This window comes from Streptomyces sp. NPDC054757, assembly GCF_053612185.1.
Genome location: NZ_JBSHBW010000050.1, coordinates 1 through 24259, shown reverse-complemented (window position 1 = coordinate 24259; position 24259 = coordinate 1). Strand labels below are relative to the sequence as shown.

Annotated in this window: 20 protein-coding genes and 1 pseudogene; 10 read left to right on the top strand and 11 right to left on the bottom strand. The window is 70.7% G+C overall.

Annotated features, from left to right (window positions below; all coding sequences use genetic code 11):
- Positions 1-21 precede the first annotated feature (21 nt).
- Both ACWGKJ_RS33940 and ACWGKJ_RS33935 read right to left on the bottom strand, forming a co-directional pair.
- Entirely contained in the window at positions 22-990 is a 969-nt protein-coding gene (locus tag ACWGKJ_RS33940) for a formylglycine-generating enzyme family protein (protein ID WP_385030865.1), read from the bottom strand.
- On the bottom strand, positions 990-2270 hold the full coding sequence (locus tag ACWGKJ_RS33935; protein ID WP_385030868.1) for an ROK family protein: 1281 nt from the start codon (positions 2268-2270) through the stop codon (positions 990-992). The genes ACWGKJ_RS33940 and ACWGKJ_RS33935 overlap by 1 nt, the downstream gene beginning before the upstream one ends.
- A 230-nt stretch (positions 2271-2500) precedes the next feature.
- Between ACWGKJ_RS33935 and ACWGKJ_RS33930 the strand changes: the two genes are divergently transcribed.
- The 3 genes from ACWGKJ_RS33930 to ACWGKJ_RS33920 are packed head-to-tail and all read left to right on the top strand — an operon-like array spanning position 2501 to position 4179.
- Positions 2501-2767 carry a hypothetical protein gene (locus ACWGKJ_RS33930; protein ID WP_385030871.1) on the top strand — a complete coding sequence of 89 codons (267 nt, stop codon included), beginning with the start codon at positions 2501-2503 and terminating at the stop codon, positions 2765-2767.
- 37 nt (positions 2768-2804) lie between these two features.
- Positions 2805-3854, top strand: a complete 1050-nt coding sequence (locus ACWGKJ_RS33925) for an NAD-dependent epimerase/dehydratase family protein (protein WP_453315900.1) — start codon at positions 2805-2807, stop codon at positions 3852-3854.
- Positions 3855-3903: 49 nt separating this feature from the next.
- Positions 3904-4179, top strand: a complete 276-nt coding sequence (locus tag ACWGKJ_RS33920; RefSeq protein ID WP_385030874.1) for a DUF2087 domain-containing protein — start codon at positions 3904-3906, stop codon at positions 4177-4179.
- A gap of 28 nt (positions 4180-4207) precedes the next feature.
- Here the strand turns inward: ACWGKJ_RS33920 and ACWGKJ_RS33915 are convergent, their stop codons facing one another.
- The 3 genes from ACWGKJ_RS33915 to ACWGKJ_RS33905 form a co-directional block, all read right to left on the bottom strand.
- Positions 4208-7432: a GH92 family glycosyl hydrolase gene (locus ACWGKJ_RS33915; protein WP_385030877.1), complete on the bottom strand. Its 3225-nt coding sequence runs from the start codon at positions 7430-7432 to the stop codon at positions 4208-4210.
- Between the two features lie 271 nt (positions 7433-7703).
- Complete coding sequence (locus ACWGKJ_RS33910) at positions 7704-8774, bottom strand: 3-oxoacyl-[acyl-carrier-protein] synthase III C-terminal domain-containing protein (RefSeq protein WP_385030880.1); 1071 nt, start codon at positions 8772-8774, stop codon at positions 7704-7706.
- A gap of 136 nt (positions 8775-8910) precedes the next feature.
- Positions 8911-9765, bottom strand: a complete 855-nt coding sequence (locus tag ACWGKJ_RS33905) for an MmyB family transcriptional regulator (RefSeq protein ID WP_385030883.1) — start codon at positions 9763-9765, stop codon at positions 8911-8913.
- A gap of 152 nt (positions 9766-9917) precedes the next feature.
- Between ACWGKJ_RS33905 and ACWGKJ_RS33900 the strand changes: the two genes are divergently transcribed.
- On the top strand, positions 9918-10613 hold the full coding sequence (locus ACWGKJ_RS33900) for an SDR family NAD(P)-dependent oxidoreductase (protein WP_385030886.1): 696 nt from the start codon (positions 9918-9920) through the stop codon (positions 10611-10613).
- Positions 10614-10774: 161 nt separating this feature from the next.
- On the opposite strand, the gene ACWGKJ_RS33895 is transcribed toward ACWGKJ_RS33900, so the two are convergent.
- Positions 10775-11101: a (2Fe-2S)-binding protein gene (locus tag ACWGKJ_RS33895; protein WP_453315898.1), complete on the bottom strand. Its 327-nt coding sequence runs from the start codon at positions 11099-11101 to the stop codon at positions 10775-10777.
- A 457-nt stretch (positions 11102-11558) separates the two neighbouring features.
- Between ACWGKJ_RS33895 and ACWGKJ_RS33890 the strand changes: the two genes are divergently transcribed.
- On the top strand, positions 11559-13688 hold the full coding sequence (locus ACWGKJ_RS33890; protein WP_385034007.1) for a phosphocholine-specific phospholipase C: 2130 nt from the start codon (positions 11559-11561) through the stop codon (positions 13686-13688).
- Positions 13689-13762: 74 nt separating this feature from the next.
- Here the strand turns inward: ACWGKJ_RS33890 and ACWGKJ_RS33885 are convergent, their stop codons facing one another.
- The 4 genes from ACWGKJ_RS33885 to ACWGKJ_RS33870 form a co-directional block, all read right to left on the bottom strand.
- Positions 13763-15802 carry an ATP-binding protein gene (locus ACWGKJ_RS33885; RefSeq protein ID WP_453315899.1) on the bottom strand — a complete coding sequence of 680 codons (2040 nt, stop codon included), beginning with the start codon at positions 15800-15802 and terminating at the stop codon, positions 13763-13765.
- Positions 15803-16094: 292 nt separating this feature from the next.
- Complete coding sequence (locus ACWGKJ_RS33880) at positions 16095-16859, bottom strand: SDR family oxidoreductase (protein WP_385033675.1); 765 nt, start codon at positions 16857-16859, stop codon at positions 16095-16097.
- Positions 16856-17521 (bottom strand): TetR/AcrR family transcriptional regulator, encoded by a 666-nt coding sequence (locus ACWGKJ_RS33875; protein WP_385033678.1) that lies wholly within the window; start codon positions 17519-17521, stop codon positions 16856-16858. Before ACWGKJ_RS33875 ends, ACWGKJ_RS33880 begins: the two co-directional genes overlap by 4 nt.
- A gap of 74 nt (positions 17522-17595) precedes the next feature.
- Positions 17596-18345 carry a YqjF family protein gene (locus tag ACWGKJ_RS33870; protein ID WP_385033681.1) on the bottom strand — a complete coding sequence of 250 codons (750 nt, stop codon included), beginning with the start codon at positions 18343-18345 and terminating at the stop codon, positions 17596-17598.
- A gap of 171 nt (positions 18346-18516) precedes the next feature.
- Here ACWGKJ_RS33870 and ACWGKJ_RS33865 point away from each other — a divergent pair, with 171 nt between their 5' ends.
- Both ACWGKJ_RS33865 and ACWGKJ_RS33860 read left to right on the top strand, forming a co-directional pair.
- Positions 18517-19377, top strand: coding sequence for a D-alanyl-D-alanine carboxypeptidase family protein (locus tag ACWGKJ_RS33865; RefSeq protein ID WP_385033683.1), 861 nt, complete (start codon positions 18517-18519; stop codon positions 19375-19377).
- Positions 19378-19389: 12 nt separating this feature from the next.
- Positions 19390-20115 (top strand): annotated as a pseudogene (locus ACWGKJ_RS33860) (aldo/keto reductase); the annotation flags it as partial.
- A gap of 54 nt (positions 20116-20169) precedes the next feature.
- On the opposite strand, the gene ACWGKJ_RS33855 reads toward ACWGKJ_RS33860, so the two are convergent.
- Positions 20170-21318: a serine hydrolase domain-containing protein gene (locus ACWGKJ_RS33855; protein WP_453315897.1), complete on the bottom strand. Its 1149-nt coding sequence runs from the start codon at positions 21316-21318 to the stop codon at positions 20170-20172.
- Between the two features lie 153 nt (positions 21319-21471).
- On the opposite strand from ACWGKJ_RS33855, the gene ACWGKJ_RS33850 reads away from it, so the two are divergent.
- From ACWGKJ_RS33850 to ACWGKJ_RS33840, 3 genes are all read left to right on the top strand, one after another.
- Positions 21472-22314 carry a DUF1206 domain-containing protein gene (locus tag ACWGKJ_RS33850; protein WP_385033689.1) on the top strand — a complete coding sequence of 281 codons (843 nt, stop codon included), beginning with the start codon at positions 21472-21474 and terminating at the stop codon, positions 22312-22314.
- A gap of 193 nt (positions 22315-22507) precedes the next feature.
- A complete protein-coding gene (locus tag ACWGKJ_RS33845; RefSeq protein ID WP_385033692.1) occupies positions 22508-23428 on the top strand; it encodes an NADP-dependent oxidoreductase in 921 nt (306 codons plus the stop codon).
- Positions 23425-24186, top strand: a complete 762-nt coding sequence (locus ACWGKJ_RS33840; RefSeq protein WP_385033695.1) for a GNAT family N-acetyltransferase — start codon at positions 23425-23427, stop codon at positions 24184-24186. Before ACWGKJ_RS33845 ends, ACWGKJ_RS33840 begins: the two co-directional genes overlap by 4 nt.
- Positions 24187-24259: the final 73 nt, after the last annotated feature.

Sequence of the window (24259 nt, the reverse complement as noted above, 5' to 3'; positions counted from 1 at the left end):
CCGGACGACAGGCCGATCGGGTCAGAGCGCGCAGCGGAACCCGCCGTGGCCGGTCGTGCTGTCGGGTGTGTTCGACGTACGGGCGGCCACCCGGTAGCGATTGCAGTACGAACGGTGGCAGAGGTACGAGCCCCCGCGCAGCACCCTGTTCTCCCCGGTGGGCGGGCCGGCGGGATCGGTACGTGTCTCCGGGCGGTCGGCGCTGTGCCAGTCGGCGCTGAAGCGGTCGGCGCACCACTCCCAGACGTTGCCCGAAGTGTTGTGGAGCCCATAGCCGTTCGGGGCGTACGCGGTGGCCGGATCGGTACCGCCGCCGTCGTGACGGGTGTTGCGGAGCGGGAAGTCGCCCTGCCAGATGTTGCAGCGGTTCCTGCCGCGCGGCGTCAGTTCGTCGCCCCACGGGAAGCGGGCGCCCGACAGCCCGCCACGGGCGGCCTTCTCCCACTCGGCCTCGGTGGGCAGCCGTTTGCCGGCCCAGCGGGCGTAGGCGTTGGCGTCGTTCCAGGACATATGGACCACCGGGTGGCCCCGGCGGTCCCCGGCCGACGAGCCCGGGCCCTCGGGCTCGCGCCAGTACGCACCGGCCACCGCCCGCCACCAGGGCGCTCCCGGGACCGTGCCCGGCAGCACCGCATGGCGCGCCTGCGGGGGTACGGAGGCACCGAACACATAGGACCAGCCGATGAGTTCGGCCTCGGTGCGGTATCCGGTGGCTTTCACGAACGCGGCGAACCTGCCGTTGGTGACACAGACCGCGTCGATGTGGAACGCGCCGACGCTCACCTCCCTGACCGGCCCCTCACCGTCGGCGGGGAACGCGTCGGCGTCCTCGCCGCCCATCAGGAACGGTCCCCCCGGTATGGGCACCATGCCGCGCAGCACATCGGCGGGACGGCGCTGGGGGACGGCGAAGTCCGCCGGGGGAGGGGAGGGGACCGTCGCCCCGGCGCCCGGTGCCGTACCCCGCGCGGGTCCGCAGCACGCACTCATCACATACCTTCCGTGTGGTCGGGGCCGGCCGCGGTGGCTGCCGCCCCGGGCCGGCCTGCCACGGTCTCATCCGGCGCGGCCGGGCCCGGAACCGGGCGGCCGAGCAGCTCGTCCACATCCTGTCCTGTGGTGTGCAGCAGCAGAGCCACCCCGCCGAGCGCGGCGGCGTCGGCGCCCAGGTCCGAGCCGCAGACCGTGAGGGTGCGGGGGGCGGAGGGCAGGGACAGGGCGGCGAGCTGCTCCCGGATCGGGGCCAGGACCAGGGCGTCCAGCGCGGCCGGTTCGCCGTAGACCACGATGCATTCGGGGTCGACCTGGGCGGCGAGGGCCGCGAGGACCCGGCCGGCGGTGGTGGCGGCGCCGCGCATCACGGCGGCCACTTCCGGCCGGCCTTCGGCAGCGAGCGCGATCAGCCCGGCCGCGTCCCCGGCCGCCACCCCGCGCTCCGCGCAGGCGGCCAGCAGCGCCGGAATCCTGATGATGCCCTCCAGACAGCCCCGGCCGCCGCAGTGGCAGAGCGGCCCGTCGGGATCACAGCTGGTGTGGCCGATCTCGCCGGCCGCGCCGTGTGCGCCGTGCACCAGCACGCCGTTCACGACGAGCCCGCCACCGACCCAGTCGGACCAGGCGAGGAAGACGGTGTTGTCGCGGCCCCGGGCCGCACCCCAGGTGACCTCGGCCAGGGCGGCGAGGCGTGAGTTGTTCTCGGTGACGACAGGAACACCGAAGCGGCGGCCCAGTGCTGAGGCGACCTGCTGGGCGAACGGCGTCTTGCTGTCCGGGTCGCCGGACGCCGGATCCTGGACGAAACCGGGCAGGCCGAGGCCGATTCCCTCGATGGGCGTGAGGCTGATCCCCTCCCGGCGCACCAGCTCCTCGACTGCCGCGATCGCCTGCGCCGCGCGCTCGTCCGGACCGCTGTCCACGGGCAGCGGGGCGCTGGACCGGCCGACCACCTCATGGGCGCAGTTGGCGATGACCACATGGATCCGGTTGCGCTGGAGGTCGATACCGATCAGCTCGGCGCCGCGGGCGTTGAGCGAGATCTCCAGTGCGGGTCTGCCGCGGCCGCGGGGCAGCGCGGAGTCGGCGGCGGGCTGCTCCATGACTGCCTTGCGCATAAGCAGGTCGGAGACGATCGCGAACAGGGTGGTGCGGGAGAGACCGACTCTGGTCTTGAGCTCGCCGCGGCTGAGTGCGCCGGAGCGGCGCAGCTCACCGAGTACGGCGGCTTCGTTGGCCCTGCGCAAGCGCTGCAGGGCATCGGTCGGTTCTGCCATGGCCGCATGCTCCGCCGTTCATGTTGTTTCTGTCAATGCAGCGGAAGAATTCACACGCACTTAATTCCGAAGGGTTGACCTAAAACCCCGGCATCCCTGCGGTTCCGGTCAGCTGACTGTCGTACAGCACCCGGCCCATGAGAGAGACGGGTCCCAGCTGAGCGAGGGGGCGCGCGCCGTACGCTGCTCGGCCCGGCCGGTTGTCAGTGGTGGCTGAGATGCTGAACCGCATGAACGGACAGACTTGGCGCCGGGTCTACGGCGCGGACCACGACGACCCGGACCCGGGCCCGCGCCCGGGACACGACTACCGGGAGCTGGTGGGCGGACCGCTCGACGGCCTGCTGCTCGACGTCACCGGCTGGCCGGGCCCACGCCTCATGGACGGGGCGGCCCTGGCGACGGAGATAGGCTCCCACGGCCCCGGCGGCCACGCGCGGTACGGCCCGCGCGCGGCCGGGGCGCTGCTGTGGGACTGGCAGGGCGACACTCCCTGACCCGCTGTCAGGGGACGGCGCCGGTGCCTGATCCGGTATCAGGAGACGGCGGCCGGCCGCCGGTACGGGCTGCCGGTATGCTCGGCGGTTATGCGTTCTGGTTCTCGGCGGTACGTCATTCGTGGGCCGCGCCATCGTGGAGGAGGCACTCCGCCATGGGGCGGACGTGACCCTGTTCGGCCGGGGGAGGACCGGCGCCGATCTCTTCCCCGGCACGGCCCGTCTCACCGGCGACCGCGACACAGGGGAGTACGGGGCACTGCGCGACGGCCGCTGGGACGCGGTCGCGGACGTCAGCGGATACGTGCCGCGCCACGTCGGCCAGGCCATGGACACCATCGGGGACCGCTGCGGCCGGTACCTCTTCATCTCCAGCCACGCGGTGTACCAGCGCTCGGGGGTGGGGCCGGGCTCGGACGAGGACACCCCGCGCCGCGCACCCGTACGCCATGTGGACAGCACCGAGTCGCTGGACGACGAGACCTACGGCCCTTCCAAAGTGGCCTGCGAGGACGATGTACTGGCCCGGTACGGCGCCCGCGCGACGCTCGTGCGCCCCGGGAAAGTCGCAGGGCCGCACGACCCATCGGACACCTTCACCTACTGGGTGCGCAGAGCCGCACGCGGCGGACGGATCGCGCTGCCCGCCGACCCGGCGCAGCCGGTGCAGGTCATCGACTCCCGCGACCTGGCCGGGCTTGTGGTGCGCCTGCTCATGGACGACCGGCCCGGTGTCTACCACGCGGTCGGGCCCGCCGAGCCGACCACCCTCGGCGGCCTGATCGAAACCTGTGCGCGGGCCGCGGGCACCGAAGCGGAGACCGTACGGGTGCCCCCGGAGCCCGGATCACGGATGTTCCCCCTGGTCCGGCCCAACTGGCCCTCACAGCAACGCAGTCCGGCAAGGGCCCGCGCCGCCGGCCTGCCCGCGACACCGCTGGAGACCACCGCGGCGGACGTCCTCGCCTGGGACCGTGAACGCGGCGAACCGCCCATCCGCCGCGGCTACACGGTCCAGGAGGAGGAGGCACTGCTCGCCCGCGCGGACGGCAAGGCCCCCGCCCACCGGACCAACGCGGCCGGGTAACGCGAAAAGACGTTGCTCCGCGGGCGCTCCGTGCGGAAGGCTTCCGGCCATGTCCGACAACGCATCCAGCGGTTCGCACGGGGTCATGGCGCTGTTCTCCCGTGGCCGTCTCACCGCGATCCCGCGCAAGGCCGCCCGCCGTGAGCAGCTGCTCGGCCACCTCGCGGAGACCCTGTTCGAGCGGGGCCGGGAGTACACCGAGCCCGAGGTCAACGACGCCTTGCGTACGGTGCACGACGACTGCGCGGCGCTGCGCCGCTATCTCGTGGTGGCGGGCCTGCTGACCCGCTCCAGGGACGGCAGCGCCTACCGGCGGGGCCGGTAGGCGCTGTGCTTGTCCCGAGGACCGTCGGTCAGCCGAGCCCGACCGCGAACACATGCAGCTGCGGATTCTTCGGCAGCGTCACGCTCCTGATCCGCTTTCCGGCCGGGACGTCGAAGGGCGTGGTGGCGAAGACGTCCGCCGGGCCGCCGGTGCCACCGGGCTGGTTGCGGTGTGCGGCCCGCGCCACCAGCGTGTTCCCGAGGACGGGGTCCGAACCGCCGCCCGGCAGCGTCCAGTCACCGAACGAGAGATCAGCCGTACCGGTGCTGCCGTCGGTGAAGGTCACCTTCGCGCTGTCCTGGTGATCCCCGTTGGTGGCCGCGCCGACGAACAGCAGCCGCTTCGCGTCCTTGCCGCTCCGGGAGAGATCGAGCGTCCGGCCGTTCGCGACCACGTTGTCCGGGCGGCCCTGCGGAGCCGCGGGCCACACGAACGACGTGCCCGACACCTCGACCCGCGCTCCGCCCCGCAGACCGGCGGCGGCAAGCGCCTGCCGCGAGTAACTGTTGCCCGCGCCGTCGAAGTCGGCCTGCCCGTGGTCCGCGTCGTCGGAGATCCCGGTGCTGTCGTAGGCGGCAGCCGGGCTGCCGTCCGCCGCCACCAGGACGATCGCCGACAGCCGTACGGAGTTCCCCTTCCCTGAACCGCGTACGGTCAGCGGAACCTCGTAGTAGCCCTCGGGCGTCTCCCTCCCCGCCTCGACCTTCAGGCCGACGCTTCCGGTCCCGGTGGCCCTGTCCAGCCTGAGCTGCCGTGTGGGCGCCGACACCGTCAGCCCCTTCGGCGGGGACGCCTTGACGGTCAGGGCGCGGTCCGCTCCGGCGAGGCGCTGGGCGTCGACGGTGACCGTGGCGCCGTCGCCGCCCGGAGCCGCGGTGACCTGGTTGGGCGTCGCGTTCGCCAGGAAGGACCGCTCGCCCGTGCGGTAGGACGGCGGCGCGGCCGAAGCCGACGTCGCCCAGTGGGTGTCGGGTGTGGCGGACAGGGTGAAGTCCAGCCGCCCGCCCCTGGACACCGCCGACCTGGGCAGCCAGGTGCGCTCCCAGTCCCGTCCGTCGAGCGTCAGATCATGGACGTAAGGAGTGGTCGTCGACGCCTTCGGGGCGCGGATGTCCAAGTCGCGCCCCTTGCCCGGCAGGTCGAGCACCGCACGCTCGAACAGCGGGCTGTGCACGGCCAGATCGGATGTGCCGGGCGTCGCGGGATAGATGCCGAGCGCGGCCCAGACGTACCAGGAGGACTGGGCACCCAGGTCGTCGTTGCCCGGCTCGCCGTCCGGCGTGGGGCTGAAGAGCGAGGTGGCCACGGACCGTACGGCCTTCTGCGCCTTCCACGGCTGACCGAGGTAGTCGTAGACCCATGGCACCCCGAAGTCGATCTCGTTCCCCGCCCACATATAGGGCTCGTTGGGGCCCGCGTTGAGCTTCGTGAAGAACGTGTCCAGGCGCTGCGACACCGCGTCGCGCCCGCCCATCGCGGTGATCAGGCCCGCGGTGTTCTGCGGGACGAGCCAGTTGTACTGGGCGGCGTTGCCCTCGTCGAAGCCGTCCTGGCCGAACTTGCCCTCGGGCGGCGGCTGGAAGCCCGGCCCGTCGGGGAAGCGGCCGTCCTCACCGCGCGGCTGGAGATATCCGGTCGCGGGGTTGAGGATGTTCTGCCAGTTCTGGCCGCGCAGCGTGAAGGTCCTGGCGGTCTTCCGGTCCCCGGCCGCGGTCGCGAGCTGGGCGATGGAGAAGTCGTCGATCGCCCACTCCAGCGTTTCCGAGCCACCGACGCGCTGGTGGTCGCCGCGCGCCGCGTCGTTGTTCGGTGCGTAGCCGCGCCTCACGTAGTCGGCGATGCCGGGGCGCTCCTGGTAGGCGCCGGGTGTGCTGTCCACCGTGGTCGCGCCCTTGACCAGGTACTTGAGTGCTGTCCTGAGGTCGAAGTCCCGGGCCCCGTACGCGTACAGACTGGCGATGAGGGCCACCGAGCTGTCGCCGGTCATCTGGCCCGTGTAGCCGTTGGCGAACGGCCAGCGCGGCCACCAGCCGCCCTGTGTGGCGTCGTTGACCAGGGACTGCGCCATGTCGCTCGCCTCCTTGGGCCACAGCATGGCCTGGAGCGGGGCGAGCGAGCGGTAGGTGTCCCAGTCCGAGAAGTTCGCGTACTGCGTACGGCCTTCGGGCAGCTTGCGGATTCTGTTGTCGAAGCCGATGTAGCGTCCGTCCACGTCGTTGAAGGTGTTCGGGTGCATCAGCGAGTGGTAGAGCGAGGTGTAGAAGGTCTTCAGCTGACCGGTGTCCCGGCCCGCGACACGGACCTTGCGCAGCGCGGAGGTCCACCGGGCGCGGGTCTGCTTGCGCAGGCTGTCGAGGCTCCAGCCGGGCACCTCGGACGCCATATTGGCCTTGGCGCCGTCCACCGAGACGTACGACATGGAGATCTTGGCGCGTACGGTGCTGGACCCGGTGGTGCCGAACGTCAGATAGGCGCCTGCCTTGGGCGCGTCCACCGCGTAGCTGCCCTGGGACACCGCTTTGCCGTCCCAGGTGCCGTGGGCGGTGAAGGGACGGTCGAAGGTGATTGCGTAGTGAACGGTGTACTCGTTGCCCTTCCCGCAGAAGTTCCCGGTGGTGGCGGAACCGGTGACCTCCCGGTCGCCGACGATGTGCATGTCGGCCCGCTTGTCACCGGCGAGGCTCGCCCCGCCCTTGACCAGGACCTGGGCGGCGTCCGCCCCCTTGGGGAAGGTGAAGGCCGCGAGCCCGGTGCGGGTCGACGCGGTGAGCTCGGCGCGCACCTTCGAGTCGGCGAGGGTCACCGCGTAGTACCCCGGCTCCGCCTTCTCGCCGGTGTGCGAGAAGTGCTCGGTCCTGTCCCACGGCGCTGGGCCGATGTCACCCGTCACCGGCAGGATCGGCACATCCCCGAAGGCGGTGCAGCCCACCGACGCGTGATCGATACTGAATCCCCGCAGGGTGTCGCTGTGGTACTGGTAACCGGCGTACGAGCCGACGGTGTCCGGGGAGAACTGCATCATGCCGAACGGAGTGGCGGGGCCCGGGAAGTTGTTGATCTCGCCGACGGTGGAGCCGCCGCTTCCGGTGCCGATCAGCGGATCCACGTAGTCGGCGGGGTCGTCGACGAGCCGCGCACCAGGCGGATCGGCGCTGGACAACGTTGTCAGGGCAGCTGATGCCGGAGATGCCGTTCCGGCGAACAGCAGTGCCGCGACCGCGGCGACCGCGCCGCGCGTCTTCCAACGTCTCACTTCTGCCTCCTGGGATGGGTTGCGGTCCGGGCCCACCACACATTCAGCTAACTGACCGTGTCCGGTCAAGAGGGCGACGGGGTGGCTGCGGGGCGAGGACTGCGGGGCGGAGGCGGGGGCGGGGCGGGGCATCTGCCGCTGCCCCGCCTGTTTCAGACGCTTGTTTCAGTGGTCTCCCGGCGTGGAGCCCGCGTTCGGAGGGTTTGCCGAGCACGGGGCGCCCTTTCCTGTCGTCCTGGGCATCAGGGCGCGCAAGCCGCTGCGAGCCCCGTCAGTCCCCGGTGGGCGCGGACCACGTACAGCGCAGTGCCGCGGTGACGAAGCCCGGTCCGAAGGCCACCGCGACGCCCGACTCGCCCGCGGAGGGCGGCGCCGTATGCAGTTTGTCCAGCACGGCCAGCACACTGACCCCGCCCAGATTGCCGGTCTCGGCCAGGACGGCGCGCGAATGCCGCGTGTGCTCCTCGGTCAGCCCGAGGCTCTTGGCGACATCGGTGATGATGCCGGGGCTGCCGGGGTGGATGACGGCCCAGTCCGGCACCTTGTGGTCCAGCCAGTCGAGGACGTGCGGCATCGAGTCCAGCGCACCCTTCTGGCCCGCCTTCGTGCTGTCGAAGTGCAGCCCGCTGGTGTCGAGTTTGCCGCTGTACAGGTCCTCGGTGTCGGGCAGCAGGAGTTCGAGGGCGTTCGCGCTCACCGGATCCTCGATCCGGATTCCGGGTGTGCCGGGAGCGGTCGTGGAGACGACGCAGGCGCCCGCGGAATCGCCGAACAGCGCTTTGTAGATCATGGACTGGATGGTTGTGTCACGGTGGTTGTACACGGAGCTGATGACCTCGGACACGACCACGAGAACCTTCGTTCCGGGCTCCTCCGCTGCCAGTTGTACGCCACGGATCAGCGCCTGTACGCCGCCGCCGCAGGCCAGTGTGGTCATCGCGATGCGCCGGGTGTGCATCGGTAGCCCGAGGGCGTTGCTGAGCCGCACATCGTGTGCCGGCACGCCCCAGGTGGTGGAGTGCGACGTGACAATGGCACCGATCTCGGACGGCTGGACACCCGCCTGAGCCATGGCCTTGCGCGCAGCTTGCTCGCCCATCCGTACCGAGTGGTCGAAGCCGGTGCTGACCCGGTCCGTGATGCCCGCGTCCCCCGAGATGACCGGTGAGTCGAGGGGGGCCACGAAGTATCGCTTGTCGACCTGGAGGTTGCCGAGCACTCGCTCGTACACCTTCAGCCGCGGGTCGTCCGGGTGGTTCCGTGCGATGTCGTCGATGATGTCGCGGGTGCTCACCTCGAATTGAGGCAGAACGATCGCGGGGCGGCTGACGTAGGCGGGCATGGGTGGCTCCCATTGATGCTCGATTACATGTACGAACAACGTACGCCAGTGCGATACATCTTTCACGAAAGTTACGCAGTCTGATCACCTGTGATGCGTGGGGGCGGCTTCGTGTGATCACCCATCAAAAAGCTGTTCAGCCCAGTGAATTGTGGGCCGCGCGCAGATCGGGGTTTCTGCGGTGTTCTCCCGGCGGGCCGGGCTGGAACGACAGCAGGATCAGCCGGGAGCCCACCGACGTGACCGGCTCCGCGGCGCAGACGTTCACCATCCCCTCGCCCAACTTCGGGTGCCACAAAGGGCGTTGTGCCCCGTCCGGAAATGGCAGTGCCAGAAAGGGAGTTGCCTCGTACAGCGGCCCGGCCACGGGGTCGCGCAGAACGCACTCCTCGATCCGCGCCAGGTCCTTGTTCTCCGGCCGTTCCTGGGTCGCCCGCCGCAACTGGCCGAGTACGAAAGGTGCCCAGCTGCGCTCCCAGTCCAGCAGCAGCGCATGGCGTTCCGGACTGATCGCCATGAACATCAGGGCGTTCCGCGGCGCCTTCCCGCCGGGGAAGAGCTCCTCGTACTCCTTGTTGCACGTGATCAGATTCCAGGCGGAGTCGACCAGATAGGCCATGACGCCGTGGATCAGCTCGACGGCCTTCCAGGCGCCCGGCACTTCCATGCCCGAGGTGTTGTGGAGCGGTGCGGGGACTTCGCGCCGGGTCAGCCAGTACAGCGTCGTCCACTCCTGCTCCGTCATCCTCAGTAACCGGGCGAGATCGCCGAGATACGTCGGATTCGGCCGGTGCTCCGGTCCGTTGATGAGGCGCCCGTAGGTGCCCCGGGCCCGGTGTGTCAGCGCGTCTATCTGCTCCTGACTCAGCCCGTTGACCGGGCGGCCGGCTCCGCTGCGCTCGGTATAGCCCACCGTCTCGGGCGCGATGGCCGCCCGGCGGCTCTCCAGCAACGTGCGCAGCGCCGTCGCGTCCTGGGCCGAGAGTGTCATATTTCCCCCGTAACTGCCCGCTGAGCAGCGGGCTCACAATTATCTGCATGTCTTTTGCGTGGAAAGACCGGCCGTCGGCCGTAAGACTCTGACCTGTCGCAGGTGAACAATGCAGAGTGTCTGCTGCATTCGCGAAAGGTAGGGGACTCGCAATGCCATCCCAGCGGTCCGTGCTCATCGTTGATGGTCACAGTGAGGTAAGTCAGGGGATCACGAAGGCGCTCCAGGAGTGCGGTGACCGCGTCGCCGCGCTGTACTCCGGGCCGCACGTCCCCGACGACCCCGACCTGACCGTGGCCTGCGATGTGACGGACGAGTCGCAGATCGACGGGGCGCTCGCTCTCGTCGAGGAGCGTCACGGGCCGGTCGGCGTCGTGATCGCCTCCATCGACCTGTCGTGCGATCTGATGCTGAGGGACGACCGCTTCGTCTCCGTCGCCGACAACCGGATCATCGGTACCTTCCGGCTGATCCGCAGGGTGCTGCCCGCGCTCCGGGAGAGCGGGCAGGGACGCGTCATCTTCCTCTGTACCTCCGCCCAGGACGGTCTCTCCGCGCGGCAGTTCGGCAGCACCTCCGAGGCGGCGCTCCGCGGTTTCGTCAGCCGGATGGCCCGCGACGAGGCGTTTCACGGCATCACCTGCAACGTCGTGACCCTCAACTCACCGCTGGGCCAGCGTGTCTCGGTACGCGGTGCCGCGCGCTCGGCGTCCGCCTGGCAGACCCGGGTCGACGCGTCGCTGGTGGCCGCGGCGGCGAAGAACGTCAAACTGCTCGCCTCACCCGACGCCGACGGGGTCAACGGCGAATACATCGGAGTGGAAAGCCGTCTGCTCATGGTCTCCTGACTTCCTGCCCAGCCGCCGCCGTCTCTGCGAACGGCGTCGGCATTCCGGCCCGGCGCTCTGCCGGTGAGCCGGGAAACCGCAGCGGCGCCACCGTGTTCAGGTCACGGTGGCGCCGCTGTCCGGGGAGAGCACCCGGGCGATCTGCTTGACGCCGATCCGCCTCAGGCGCTCTGGGGGGTAACAGTACGAAGGTTCTCGGCGGATATGTCCTCGTGATCGTTCGGCTGGAGATTCACAAAGATCATTCCGTAGCGTATGACGCACCGTACGGGCTGCGGCGCGCCACGGGGCCGGCGCAGGCACCGGTACGCTTCGAGCTCTCCGTCGGCGGCATTGCGGCAGACGACGACGGGCTCGCCCAGGATGGTCACCATCAGGGAATCGCCTGGCTCGGGAAGTGCGCTGAGCAAGTCGATGAGATGCCATCCAGACCTGTGGGCCACGGCCATCTCACGCCGGAATCTCCGGTCGTCCGGGGGGGTTGTCATGGGCGAGACGCTATGGGCGTGGATATGTCGTTGTCGAGATCCCAGCGACGCTCAGCAGGGTGAACGAATAGTTTCGGACACAGCTTGGGCAAAAACCGATGGTTGGGAACGGGCGTCTCGCCGTGGACCCGCCGATATACCGGAAGACCCGGCGATTCCAGATATTTCCACGTGGAATTCCGTGGCGCGCCGCCTTGCCCCGAGTCCGGCTGTTCCCGCCCATGACGCTCCATGCCGCTCATCGCGTCGGCCGCCGAACGGTACAGGGCAGCGGACGACAGCCCGCCAACGAGCGGTATTTCCGCAGAACAGCGGCCTGCCCATGGAGGCCCGGTGAACACAGAGTTGGCTGGTTGATCACTCCAAGTCCTTCCGGGGGCTACCCAGGAGGGGATGCGGCCCTGAATGATCGGAGGTGTTCGAAAACCCCTTGTTGCCAACAGAAGGTTGCAGCCACATGGTCACGTTTGATCGCCGGCGTTTTCTCCAGGCAAGCGGTGCGACAGCCGCGTCGGCCGCCGCGCTCTCGGTCTTCCCACCGGCGATAGGCAAGGCCATGGCCATGCCCGCCCTCTCCCGCACCCGCTCCATCAAGGACGTCGACCATGTGGTGATCCTGATGCAGGAGAACCGCTCGTTCGACCACTATTTCGGCGGCCTCCGCGGAGTCCGCGGCTTCGGCGACCCGCGCCCGGCGCTCCTGCCCAACGGCAGACCCGTCTGGAACCAGCCGGCCGCGGGCACGCACACCGCGCGCTACAACGCGCGCGGACTCCCGGACAGCGCGACCGAGGTACTGCCCTGGTACATCGACCCCAAGAACACCACGGAGTACCAGGCGGGCACCGACCACGGCTGGAGCAGCGGACACCTGGCCTGGAACGAGGGCCGCCACGACCAGTGGGTGAACCAGAAACAGGACACCCTCACCATGGGCCACCTCAAGCGGCAGGACCTGCAGTACCACTACGCCCTGGCCGAGGCGTTCACCATCTGCGACTCCTACTTCGCCTCGGTGCACGCCGACACCGCGCCGAACCGGATCTACCTGTGGAGCGGGACCTGCGACCCGCGCAACGTGTACGGGCGCCGCCCCAACGGCCCCGGCCTCGGGGAGCGCAACAACACCAACGGCTACACCTGGACCACCTACCCGGAACGGCTGGAGGCCGCGAAGGTCAGCTGGAAGCTGTACCAGGGCGGCACGGGCGAGCCGGGCAGCCCCACGGACAACTACACCGACAACTCACTGATGTTCTTCGAGCAGTACCAGGTCGCCGAGGGTGCCACGGGACCGCTGGTGGAGAAGGGGGCGTCGGACCACACGCTCAAGGAACTGCGCGAGGACGTGGAGCGCGGCACCCTGCCCCAGGTCTCCTGGATCGTCCCGCCCTACAAGTACTGCGAGCACCCCTCCGCATCGCCGACGGACGGCGCCGCCTACATCAACCTGGTCCTCGAAGCGCTCACCTCCAACCCGGAGGTGTGGGGCCGTACCGTCTTCATCGTCAACTACGACGAGAACGACGGCCTCTTCGACCATGTCGTACCGCCCATGCCGCCGGTCACCAGTGGCCCCGGCGCCCAGGGCATGGTCTCCCGCGATCTGGTGCGCAGCCTCGGTGACGAGATCCTCGACCTCGGCAAGTACCCGGACGAGATGAGCCCGCTGGTCCCCGGCGCCGACCCCGGGGGCCTCCAGCCCATCGGCCTGGGCGCGAGGGTACCGCTGCTGGTCGTCTCGCCCTGGTCGCGCGGCGGCTGGGTGTGCTCGGAGACCTTCGACCACACCTCGGTCCTGCGGTTCCTTGAGGCCAGGTTCGGAATCCACGAGCCCCACATCAGCGCCTGGCGCCGCTCCGTCTGCGGCGACCTCACCTCGGCGCTCGACTTCTCGGGCGCCGACCCCGCGCCCGTCTCCTTCCAGGTCCCCGCGCCGGTCGTCTCCTCCGGCAAGCCCTACCAGGTCCCGCTGGACCAGCGGATGCCCGAGCAGGAGCCGGGCGTCCGCCGGGCCCGTGCACTTCCGTACGACGTACAGGTCAACGAGGGTGACGCGCACAAGGACCGGTTCCAGCTGGAGTTCGCCAACCGCGGACGGGCCGGGGCCGCGTTCTACGTCTACGACCGCAAGCAGCCGCAGTCGGCTCCGCGCCGCTACACGGTCTCCGCCCGGGACACCCTGAGCGACTACTGGCGCACGGCCGCCACCGGCGGTGCCTACCAGCTCTCCGCCTACGGCCCCAACGGGACGGTCTGCGAGTTCGCCGGTTCGTCGGACGACGCCCTGCACGCCACCTTCACCCACCAGGGCGGCGAGCGGGTACGGATCAGGATCGCCAACCGGAGCCGCGCCGTCCGCACGGTCCGGGTGGCCGATGCCTACGGGTCCCGGAACGGCACATCGCACCGGCTGCGTGCCGGTGCCACCACCGAGGTCACCCTGCCGGTCCGTGAGCACTCCGGCTGGTACGACATCTCGGTCACCGAATCCGGCCACGGCGACCACGGATTCAGCCGGCGCTGGTCCGGACACCTGGAGAACGGCCGCCCCAGCACCAGCGACCCGGGCCCGCGCCGGGGCTGACGGCCCGCCGGGGCGCAGTCGATCGGGTAACCCCGCCCGGGGCAGCCGGAACAGCACCGGCCGCCCCGGGCGGGTCACCCGGGCGGATTCCCCTGGAGCGCGCGGACCAGGCCGGACTCGGCATCCCCGGTCAGACTGCGCCGGTAGGCCCGCTCATAGGCGGGAGTCCCGGCCGCCTCGCGGGCCTTGCGCTCCCAGACCTCCCGGATCACCCCCAGTTCGGGGGTGCCGCGGCGCGGGTGGCCGATCATCAGCCAGTAGACATGCCCGGTACCCGACATACGCGCCGCCTCCACACCGTCGCCCCGCGCGGCGATCGCCCCGGCCAGCAGATCGAGCCCGAGGGCGATGCCGAGGCTGTCGTGGAGCTGGTGCTTGCCCGACAGCATGGAGCGCGCATGGCTCTCCGCCTCGTGCGGCCTGCCCTGCAGCAGGTGTATCAGGGCGAGTTGGTGATCGGCGTAGGCGCGGGCCCAGTACTCGCCGTAGCGCAGACTCAGCTGCTGCAGATCCGTCGCGTCCTCGTACGCCTCGTCCAGACGGCCCAGGGCGGAGAGTGCGAAGACTCTTATCACCCGGCACCGCATCTGCGACGGCGCGTCCAGCGGATCGCCCGGCAGACTCCGCAGCGCACGGTCGCTGACGTCGTGCGCGGTCTGCGGGCGGCCCATCATCAGGTAGTTGAAGCTGACGGCGTGGGCCGCCGAGAGCATCGACTCCGTGTCACGGTCGTGCCAGGCGGCGACACTGCACCGCTCGCCGAGGCCGCGGGCGGTCTCGTGGTCGCCCTGCAGCGTGAGAGTGATACCGAGGGCCCACAGGGCGCGGGTGCGGTGCGGGCCTCTCTCCGTCTCCAGGGCGAGAGCCCGCTCCAGGAAGTCGCGGGCCCGCTGCAGATGACCGCAGCAGCTCCAGAAGAGTCCGGTGCACCCGGCCATCTCCACAGCACGCTCCGGGTCCTCGGTGAGGAGGTGGTCGAGCGCGGCGCAGAGATCCGCGTCGGTCTCGGCGATCCGGCGGTACCAGTCGACCTGCCGCGGTCCTAGCCACCCGCTGTGGGCCAGGCGCGCCAGTTCGGCGAAGTGCGCGGCGTGCCGGCGGGCGAGCGCCGGCTGCTCGCCCAGCTCGCCCAGCCACATCGCGCCGTACTCGCGCAGGGTGTCGAGCATCCGGTACCGGGCGCCGTCCCGCTGCAGTACGGACTGGTCGGCCAGCCGCTCCAGCAGCGCGGGGATGTCCGTTGCGGCCAGCGGTCCGCCGGAGCACACGGCCTGTACGTCGGTCTCAGCGACGGTCCCGGGGAAGACCGAGAGCCGTGCCCACAGCAGCCGTTCGGCGGGGGCGCACAGCTCGTGGCTCCAGCCGATGGCGGTCCGCAGCGCCCGGTGCCGCCGGGGCCACAGGTGAGCGTCGGACTCGCTGAGGAAGTCGATCCTGGAGGAGAGCCGTTCGGCGATCCGGTCGATGCTGTACTCCGCGAGCCGGGCACAGGCCAGTTCGACCGCGAGCGGGATGCCTTCGAGCCGCCGGCAGATGTCCGCGGCCACCGCCGCCGTCCCCGGTGAGTCGAGCGAAAGACGGGGCGCCGCCGCGGCGGCGCGGTCGCGGAAGAGCCGCATGGCCTCCTCGCCGTCGCCGTCCGCGGCGAGCGGCGGCACGTCGAGGAGGTACTCGCCCGGTACACCGAGCGGCTCCCTGCTGGTCGCGAGCACGGACAGTCCCGGAGCCGCGCGCAGCAGCGCGCCCACGAGATCGCCGCACGCCGCGAGGATCCGCTCACAGCAGTCGAGGACCAGCAGCAGATTGCGGTCGGCCAGCCGTTCGCAGAGCGCTTCCACCGGGCGGGCCAGATCGTGGTCGAGGAGGCCGACGGCGTCGGAGACCGTGCCGATCAGGAGCCGTTCGTCGCAGAGGTGCGACAGGTCGGCCCACCACACCCCGTCGGCGTACCCGTCGCCGGCCTCCTCGGCAGCGCGCAACGCCAGCCGGCTCTTGCCGACCCCGCCGCCGCCCGTGAGAGTGACCAGCCGGTGCTTTTCGAGTGCCCGTGCCGCACGGCGCAGCTGGCCGGTCCTGCCGACAAAACTGGTCGCGACGACGGGAAGGTTTCCCACCACGGGTACATCTTGGACCCGGGGCGATCCCGGGCCGATACACGCGACGAGGAACGGCCAGAATTGGCCGATAGTGAATCGTGAACAATCAGATGGTGAAACAGAGTTGGCTGAATCTGTCGTCATCGGCTCCCGGTTTGCAGAGATCCCCGGCAGAGTGGACGATGCCTTCCGCGCGGAGCACCGGGAGGCGGAGCACCGGGAGGTTGCCGCGGTGGACCGCGGCCGGGCTGCCCCGCCGGCGGGCGTCAGGGTCTCCTCCGGCGGGACAGCGGCTCATGCCGTCACCGGCTCACTGGCCCATGACGTACTTGACGGTCGGTCCCGTGGTCCAGCCGCCGTCCACGGCCAGCTCGGCCCCGGTGACGTACGAGGCGGCGTCGGAGAGCAGGAACACCACGGCGCCCGCGATCTCCGGCGGCTCGCCGACCCGGCCCATCGGGGTGTTCGGGTAGTTCCCCTCACCCTTCTCGATGCCGACCGAGGCGGTCATCGGGGTGTATGTCATCCCGGGGTGCACGGAGTTGACCCGGATCCGCTCGGTGCCCAGCTCCACCGCACCGATCTTCGTCAGTCCGCGTACGCCCCACTTGGACGCGCCGTACCCGCCGGTGAGCGCCAGGCCCATCAGCCCAGCGGCCGACGAGATGTTGACGATCGAGCCGCCGCCGCTCTCCCTCATCGCGGGGATGACGGACTTCATCCCGATGAAGACGCCGGTGAGGTTGATGTCGAGCACCCGGCGGAAGCTCTCCACCGATGTGGTCTCCAGATACGCGCCGGCCGATATGCCCGCGTTGTTGACCAGCCCGTGCACCTCGCCGAACTCGGCGGTGGCGAACGCGACGACCCGCGTCCAGTCCTCCTCGGACGTGACATCGTGGTGCAGGAAGCGTGCCGCCGTGCCCAGTTCGGCCGCAGTGGCCGCGCCCTCCTCGTCGAGGACGTCGGTGATCACCACCCGGGCCCCGGCGTCGACCGCCTGGCGGGCCGCCTCGGCGCCCAGTCCACGGGCGCCGCCGGTGATGATGACCGTCTTTCCGGTGAGATCGTTCATGATTCAGTCCTTCGTTCTGCTCGGGCATCCGCTCCGTCCGGAGCTTCATGCGGTACGGGGGCCGTCAGCAGGGCGGCCGTCATCGAGACGAGATCGGCGAGGAACAGCCGCTCGCCGGTGAGAGGCTCCGCGCCGGTGAGGTACTGACGGGCGCGGTCCGCCATCGCGGCGCCGACCAGCGTCAGGGCCAGATCCACGCGCTCCAGCCGAACCGGCTCGGGAAGCGCCTCCAGGCAGGCATCGAGCCGGCCGATGAGCTGCCAGTAGACGGTGCCCTCGATCGTCGGATGCGGGGTGCGGGTGCGGACCCCGCTCTCATGGCTGAGCTGCGCGGAGACCTGCAGACAGCGCTGGCCGCGCTCGGTGCGCAGCTCGGTCGCCTCGGCCGCGACGAGCGCGGTGAGCAGTCCGTGCAGATCCTGTCCGCCGTCGCCGAGCAGCTCCGTCAGGACGGCTTCGGTGCGCCGCTGCCGTCCGGCCATCACGGTGTCGAGCAGACCGGCGCGTGAGCCGAAGTGATACTGCACGGCGGATGGATTGCTCTGTCCTGCCAGCCGGATGATGTCGCGCAGCTGTGCACCGTCGACGCCCTGGGCGGCGAAGATCTCCTCGGCCGCGCGGATCAGTTTCTCCCGGGTTCCGGGCCCTGATGTCCTTGCCATGCCAGCTATTCTAATGCTGGCCATTATTAATGGCGAACGGGCAGGTCAGTGCAGAGGTAACACGGGCGGGTGTGTCAGTCGGCGCGCCGAGGCCGTCCGAAGCGCACCGGGACGCCGGGGGAGTGGAGCACGCTGACCGGCTCGCCCACCGGGGCCGGGAGCCCGGCCGCCGCGACGAGGTTCTCGGCGCACCCGGTCAGCTCCGCCCGGTACAGCGGCCAGCGGGGGTGGGTGTTCGGCAGATACAGCGGACGGCCGAGCAGACTCGTGTGCAGCCCCCACCGGGCGGTCACGAAATGCTCCAGCTCGCTGGGCTCCCGTACGCGCTCCCCGACCCGGATCCCGATCCTGCTGTACGCGCCCCGAGGCCCCGGCCGGCGTCTGCGGCTCGTGTACGTGAGGTGGTCACCCTCGCGGTCCACGGTCATCCGGGACCATGCGTAGGGGAGCCGGAAGACCGTACGCCCCACGGTCACCGGGATCAGGCGGGCGGCGTCGAGCGAGCGGAACACCACGCCGCGCCGCCCCCGGCCGTCCACGGAGTACAGACGCACGTTGGTCTCCGGGAAGGTGCCCAGATACGGCACTCCGGGCAGCCCGAGCCAGCCGATCCGGTGCATACGGAAGGCGACGAGCCCCACGTACGTCACCCCGTCGAGGAGGTCGGGGAAGGTGCCGGGCGGCAGCAGCGGTGCCACGTCCGCCGGGTCGGCCGCCCAGTGCAGAAAGGCCAGATCCAGCCAGGACTGGGTGAGCAGCGGCCGGGGCTCCTCGCGGGGCGGGTCTGCCGTGATGGGTTCGGGGCTGCTCGGTCCGTACGGCACGACGTCAGCATGGCAGACCGCAGGCGCGCGGTGCCCGGAAAAATCCCGGGTCGCGCCGCATCCATCGGGCTCTCTCGTTCGTCTCATGTGCGAGCGGCACTCTCATGAGGCCGCGATGAAGCGGCATTTGGAGTATTCATCTTGAAAATCGGTATTCAGGGCATTCGTCGTATGTCTGTGGTCGTCGTGACCGCGGGAGCTGTATCGACGGCCGGGGCATTCGGCGCCTCGGCCCAGGCCGCCGCACCCAAGGCGCCCACGATCGTCGCCAAGGGCGGCTTCGTGATGAACAACGGCACGGCGAAGACGCTCTTCACCAAGGCCGCGGACACCCGCCGTTCCACCGGTTCCACCACCAAGATCATGACGATCCGGGTGGTGCTCGCGCAGAAGAACCTCAACCTGGATTCGAAGGTCACGGTCCAGAAGGCGTACAGCGACTACATCGTCTCCAAGAACGCGTCGTCGGCCCGGCTGATCGTCGGTGACAAGGTCACGGTCCGGCAGTTGCTGTACGGCCTGATGCTGCCGTCCGGCTGTGACGCGGCGTACGCGCTGGCCGACAAGTTCGGCACCGGTTCCACCCGGGCCGCGCGGGTGAAGTCGTTCATCGGGAAGATGAACTCCACCGCCAAGACGCTCGGCCTCAAGAACACCCACTTCGACTCGTTCGACGGCATTGGGAGTGGTGCCAACTACTCGACCCCGCGTGACCTGACGAAGCTCGCCAGCAACGCGATGAAGTACTCCACCTTCCGCACGGTCGTGAAGACCAAGTCGACCAAGCAGAAGGTCACGACGAAGAGCGGTGGCTACCGCTACATGTCGTGGACCAACACCAACAAGCTGCTCAGCAGCTACTCGGGCACCATCGGCCTGAAGACCGGGTCGGGCCCGGAGGCCAAGTACTGCCTGGTCTTCGCCGCCACCCGGGGTAGCAAGACCGTCATCGGTACCGTCCTCGCGTCCACATCGGAGGCGAACCGCACCGCGGACGCCAAGAAGCTGATGGACTACGGCTTCAAGAAGTAGCCTGCCCGCATTGCTGACGGGATCCTCGCCCGGCCGTCCGGCCGCGCGGGGACCCCGTTCGCGTATGCGTCGGGACTCCAGCGGCTCGGCACCGACCATGTGGACATCTACCGCCCGGCCCGGCTCGACCCGGAGGTCCCGGTCGAGGACACCGTCGGAGCCATCGCCGAGATGGTGGAGGCCGGCCATGTGCGCGGCATCGGACTCTCCGAGGTCGGTTCGGAGACCATCCGCCGGGCGCACGCCGTGCATCCGATCACCGATCTGCAGATCGAGTACTCACTGTTCAGCCGGGGCATCGAGTCCGGCATCCTCGACACCTGCCGCGAACTGGGCGTCGGGATCACGGCGTACGGAGTGCTCTCGCACGGGCTGCTCTCCGGCCACTGGAACCCACAGGGCGCCGACCCCCGTTCGCATCTGCCGCGCTTCCACGCGGACAACGTCGACGCCGACCTCGCGCTGGGCGACGCACTGCGCAAGGTCGCCGACGCCCGGGGTGCCACCGTGGCGCAACTGGCGATCGCCTGGGTGCTCGCCCAGGGCCGTGAGCACGGCGACATGGTCGCGCTGGTCGGCGCCAGGACCCCGCAGCGGCTGGCCGAAGGGCTCGGCGGGGCCGAACTGGTCCTCACCGATGATGACGTGGCCGCGATCGAAGAGGCTGTGCCCGCCTCCGCCGTCGCCGGCGAGCGCTACGCTCCGGCCCAGTTCGCGCAGCTCGACAGCGAGCGCTGACCCCTCGGGCGCCGCTTCTCGGAACCGGCCCGTCCGTGTCCCGGTGCGGCCCGCTCAGGCACCGGCCGCGTACCGCCAGAAGTCGCGCATCAGCGGGGGCGGCGTCGGCCCGGTCATCTCCACCTGGCTGAGCAGGATGGTCACCGTGCCGGTGGCCGGGACGATGTGCGCCGCCGTACCGGTACCGCCGATCCAGCCGTAGCGGCCGGGCACGTTCCACGGATCGGCGTCCGTGACGTCGACCGATCCGCCGAAGCCCCACCCCTGGCCCTCCAGGAAGAGGGTGCCTGACGCGCGCTGTTCCGGCGTCAGATGATTCGCGGTCATCAGACGCACCGAATCGGGCGACAGCAACTGCCGCCCGCCCGAGGCCCCTTCAGCGAGCAGCATCCGGGCGAACGCCAGCCAGTCACCGGCGGTCGAGAACAGCCCTCCGGCGCCGGAGGGGAACGCGGGAAGGCCGCCCCACGCCCCGTCGGCCGAGGCGACCGGTTCGAGGCCGCCGGGCGTGGGCCGGTAGAGGCCGGTGAGCCGGTGGCGTTCGGCGGCGGGGATCGCGAATCCGGTGTCGGTCATACCGAGCGGTTCGAAGATGCGCTCGGCCAGGAAGCCGGGGAGCGAGCTGCCGGAGACCCTGGCGATCAGCACCCCCAGAATGTCCGAGCAGGTGTTGTAGAGCCAGCCGTCCCCCGGCTGGTGCAGCAGAGGGATCCGGGAGAGCGCCGCCATCCACTCGTCCGGCGCCGGGACCGCTTCGGACTGCGGCGGGCCCTGCCGCAACTCGCTGAAGAGCAGCCCGACCGCGGGCAGCGAGAAGTCCGACGGGAATCCGTATCCCGCCCGGAAGGTGAGCAGATCCCGCACGGTGATGGCGCGGGCAGCGGGCACGACATCGTCCACCGGGCTGTCCGGCCTGCGTACGACCGAGGGCGAAGCCAGTTCCGGCAGCCACTGCCGGGCGACCGGCTCGTCGAGCGCGATCCGGCCCTCGTCGACCAGCATCATCACGGCCGCGGCGGTGACGGGCTTGGTGATCGAGGCGATACGGAAGACCGAGTCCCGGTCCATCGGCGCCGAGCCCCCGGTGTCCGAGGAGCCGGCCACCGCGAACTCGGCCCGGTCGCGGCCGCCCACCAGGGCCACCGCGCCGGGCACGGTACCCGCGTCGACGTACGTCGTGAGAAGTGTCTGCAAGCCGGTCATCGGTCCGCCTTCGTGAGCTGGGCTGTCAGGAGGGAGACCCCGGTCGCGGCGGAAAATCATCGGCCGGCACACTCCGCAGTCTGCCGCGCCCCGCACAGCCCCGCAGCGCGGAGGCCAGGCTTCGGCGGGCCGCCACGGGGCAACCGGTACGGCATGGACATCGGTACTGCATCAGCGCGCGGTCACAGACAGGCGAAACGGGCGGCGGACAGCACGGCGGTTGCGGCAGGAGCGCGGGCGGGATTCGCCGCACGGGGCGTGATCTACATCCTGGTCGGGGTGCTGGCCGTGCGGATCGCGTTCTCCGACGGCGGGGGAGCGCAGGCCGACCGCGGCGGGGCCATCGCCGAGATCGCACACCGGCCGTTCGGACACGTACTCCTCTGGGTCCTGGGGATCGCACTGGCCGGGATGGCCCTCTGGCGGCTGTCCGAGGCGCTGTTCGGCCAGGCGGGGCCGGATGGCACCAAGCCCGGCAAACGGGCCATGGCCGCGGGGCGCTGTGTCTTCTACGGCTTCGTCTCGTACGGAGTGCTGTCCTACGCGGCCGGTGACCGGGGGAGCGGCAGCGGATCGACGGACAAGAGGTCCCAGGACGTCACGGCGACAGCGCTGGGCTGGCCGGGAGGGCAGTGGATCGTCGGTGCCGCGGGGATCGCGGTGGCCGGCGCCGGACTGTGGATCGCCGCCCGCGCGGTCATGCGCAAGTACCGCAAGCACCTCAAGATGGCCGCGATGTCGAGGAACACCCGGCGGGCCGTGGACACCGTCGGGATGTTCGGCGGGGCTTCGCGCGGCATCATCTTCGCTGCCGCGGGCGGGTTCGCCGTCGTCGCGGCCGTCCACCACCAGGCCGGCCGGGCCAAGGGGATGGACGACACCCTGCGCTCGTTCACCGGCACTCCGGCCGGGCCGTGGCTGCTGGTGCTGGTGGCGGTCGGACTCGCCGCCTTCGGCGCGTTCTCCCTGGCGAACGCCCGGTGGCGCGAGGTGTGAGACCGGGGGCGTCGCCGTGGGGCCGCGTCACCGTGCCGTTGGCGGCCTCGCGTACGGCTGTCGGACCGGTGTCCCGGTAGCTCCTGGAACGGGTGCGGGCAGACGGGAATAGGCGCAGCCGGAATGGACTTCTCGCTGGAGGAACCACCGGCCGTGCGCAGGGCCGGTGCCCTGATCCGGAGTGAGGGAGTTCATGCCCAAGGCGTACGTATTCACCCGCAGCGGCGGCCCCGAGGTGGAGGCCCTGGCCGAGCTGGAGAGGCCGGTTCCCGGTCCGGGAGAGCTGCTCGTCGCCGTCCGGGCGGCCGGAGTGAACCCGGTGGACTGGAAACTCCGGACGGGATACCGCAGGCCCGGCAGCGCGGAGCCGTCGTTCCCCGAGGTCTTCGGCAGCGAGGCCGCGGGGACGGTGGTGGCGACAGGCCCCGGAGTGCAGGGGTTCGAACCGGGCCAGGCCGTCTTCGGTAACCCGGTGACCGGCGGCTACGCCGAGTACACCCTGATGCCCGTCGCCGTCACGGCGCACAAGCCCGCGGCGCTGCCGTTCACCGAAGCGGCTGCCCTGCCGGTCGCGGGAGCCACCGCGTACGACGGGATGCAGCAGCTCGACCCGGCGCCCGGCTCGACGCTGCTGGTCAACGGCGCGGGTGGCGGTGTGGGGGTGGCCGCGGTCCAGATCGCACGGCACCGCGGTGTCAAGGTCATCGGTACCGCGAGTGCGGAGAAGAAGGAGTTCGTGGAGGCGCTCGGCGCTGTGCACGTCCCCTCAGGGCCGGGCGTGGTGGACCGGGTACGGGCAGCCGCCGCGGACGGCGTCGACGCCGTCTTCGACCTTGTCGGCGGTGCGGCCCTCAAGGAGGTGGCCGCGCTGGTCGACGACCGGGCGAACCTCATCAGCGCGGGCGGCAAGGAGCTGGTGGTGGAGTTGGGCGGCGCTGCGGTCGTACGCGCCCGCAACGCGGCCGTACTCGACGCCGTGGCGCGCCTCGCCGTGGACGGCGCCCTGCGGGCCTGCGTCACCCGGACCTACCCGCTGGAGCAGGCGGCCGAAGCCCTGCGCGCGGTGGAGGGCGGGCACATCCGGGGCAAGATCGTGATCGAGGTGGCTCCGTGAGCGTCCCGCGGCCGGCCGGCGCCGCCCATCCCCTGGACGACCCGGTCCGCACCGCGCTGACCGGACCACACGCCCCCTTCGCGCGCTCACGGGGCCGCGTCCTGTGCTACCCGTCCGACGTGGCGCCCTGGTTCGTCACACCCGAGGCGCCCGAAGCGGCCGACTGGGCGGACGCCGCCGCGCTCGCGGGGCCCGGCGGGGCCGTCACGCTCACCGCGTTCAGCGAGCCGCCGCCCACCGACTGGGAAATCGTCTTCCACGCGCCGGGTGTCCAGCTCGTCGACGACGGCGTGGCCGCCGCCCCCGATCCGGAGGCCGTACGGCTGGGAGCTGACGATGTACCCGAGATGCTGGACCTGGTCGAACGGACCCGTCCTGGCCCCTTCCTGCCGCGCACGGTCGAACTCGGCAGCTACCTCGGCATCCGCCGCGAGGGCAGGCTCGTCGCGATGGCGGGTGAACGGATGCGGCCGCCGGGCTGGAGCGAGATCAGCGCGGTCTGCACGGACCCGCCCCAGCGCGGTCAGGGCCTCGGCACCCGGCTGATCCGCGCCGTCGCCCACGAGATCAGGGAGCGTGGCGACACGCCTTTCCTGCACGCCGCGGAGTCCAACACCAACGCCGTCCGGCTGTACGAGTCCCTGGGGTTCGGGCTCCGCCGCAGGACGGAGTTCCTCTCGGCACTCGTACCGCAGCACTTCGTGCGCGCCGACGCCGGCGCCGGGGAGGCGGACGTGCGCACGACGGTGGTGCACTGAAAACGGCGGTGTACTGAAGACCGCGGTGCGCCGGCGCCCGCAGCCGCCGGCGGGGGTTCCCACCCCGCCGGCG

Coding starts and splice junctions, on each gene's coding strand:
- ACWGKJ_RS33900 (WP_385030886.1), top strand. CDS start 9,918: ATGCCATCCCAGCGGTCCGTGCTCATCGTTGATGGTCACAGTGAGGTA.
- ACWGKJ_RS33880 (WP_385033675.1), bottom strand. CDS start 16,859: ATGAACGATCTCACCGGAAAGACGGTCATCATCACCGGCGGCGCCCGT.
- ACWGKJ_RS33895 (WP_453315898.1), bottom strand. CDS start 11,101: ATGACAACCCCCCCGGACGACCGGAGATTCCGGCGTGAGATGGCCGTG.
- ACWGKJ_RS33865 (WP_385033683.1), top strand. CDS start 18,517: ATGTCTGTGGTCGTCGTGACCGCGGGAGCTGTATCGACGGCCGGGGCA.
- ACWGKJ_RS33910 (WP_385030880.1), bottom strand. CDS start 8,774: ATGCCCGCCTACGTCAGCCGCCCCGCGATCGTTCTGCCTCAATTCGAG.
- ACWGKJ_RS33930 (WP_385030871.1), top strand. CDS start 2,501: ATGAACGGACAGACTTGGCGCCGGGTCTACGGCGCGGACCACGACGAC.
- ACWGKJ_RS33920 (WP_385030874.1), top strand. CDS start 3,904: ATGTCCGACAACGCATCCAGCGGTTCGCACGGGGTCATGGCGCTGTTC.
- ACWGKJ_RS33875 (WP_385033678.1), bottom strand. CDS start 17,521: ATGGCAAGGACATCAGGGCCCGGAACCCGGGAGAAACTGATCCGCGCG.
- ACWGKJ_RS33850 (WP_385033689.1), top strand. CDS start 21,472: ATGGACATCGGTACTGCATCAGCGCGCGGTCACAGACAGGCGAAACGG.
- ACWGKJ_RS33905 (WP_385030883.1), bottom strand. CDS start 9,765: ATGACACTCTCGGCCCAGGACGCGACGGCGCTGCGCACGTTGCTGGAG.
- ACWGKJ_RS33855 (WP_453315897.1), bottom strand. CDS start 21,318: ATGACCGGCTTGCAGACACTTCTCACGACGTACGTCGACGCGGGTACC.
- ACWGKJ_RS33845 (WP_385033692.1), top strand. CDS start 22,508: ATGCCCAAGGCGTACGTATTCACCCGCAGCGGCGGCCCCGAGGTGGAG.
- ACWGKJ_RS33940 (WP_385030865.1), bottom strand. CDS start 990: ATGAGTGCGTGCTGCGGACCCGCGCGGGGTACGGCACCGGGCGCCGGG.
- ACWGKJ_RS33890 (WP_385034007.1), top strand. CDS start 11,559: ATGGTCACGTTTGATCGCCGGCGTTTTCTCCAGGCAAGCGGTGCGACA.
- ACWGKJ_RS33935 (WP_385030868.1), bottom strand. CDS start 2,270: ATGGCAGAACCGACCGATGCCCTGCAGCGCTTGCGCAGGGCCAACGAA.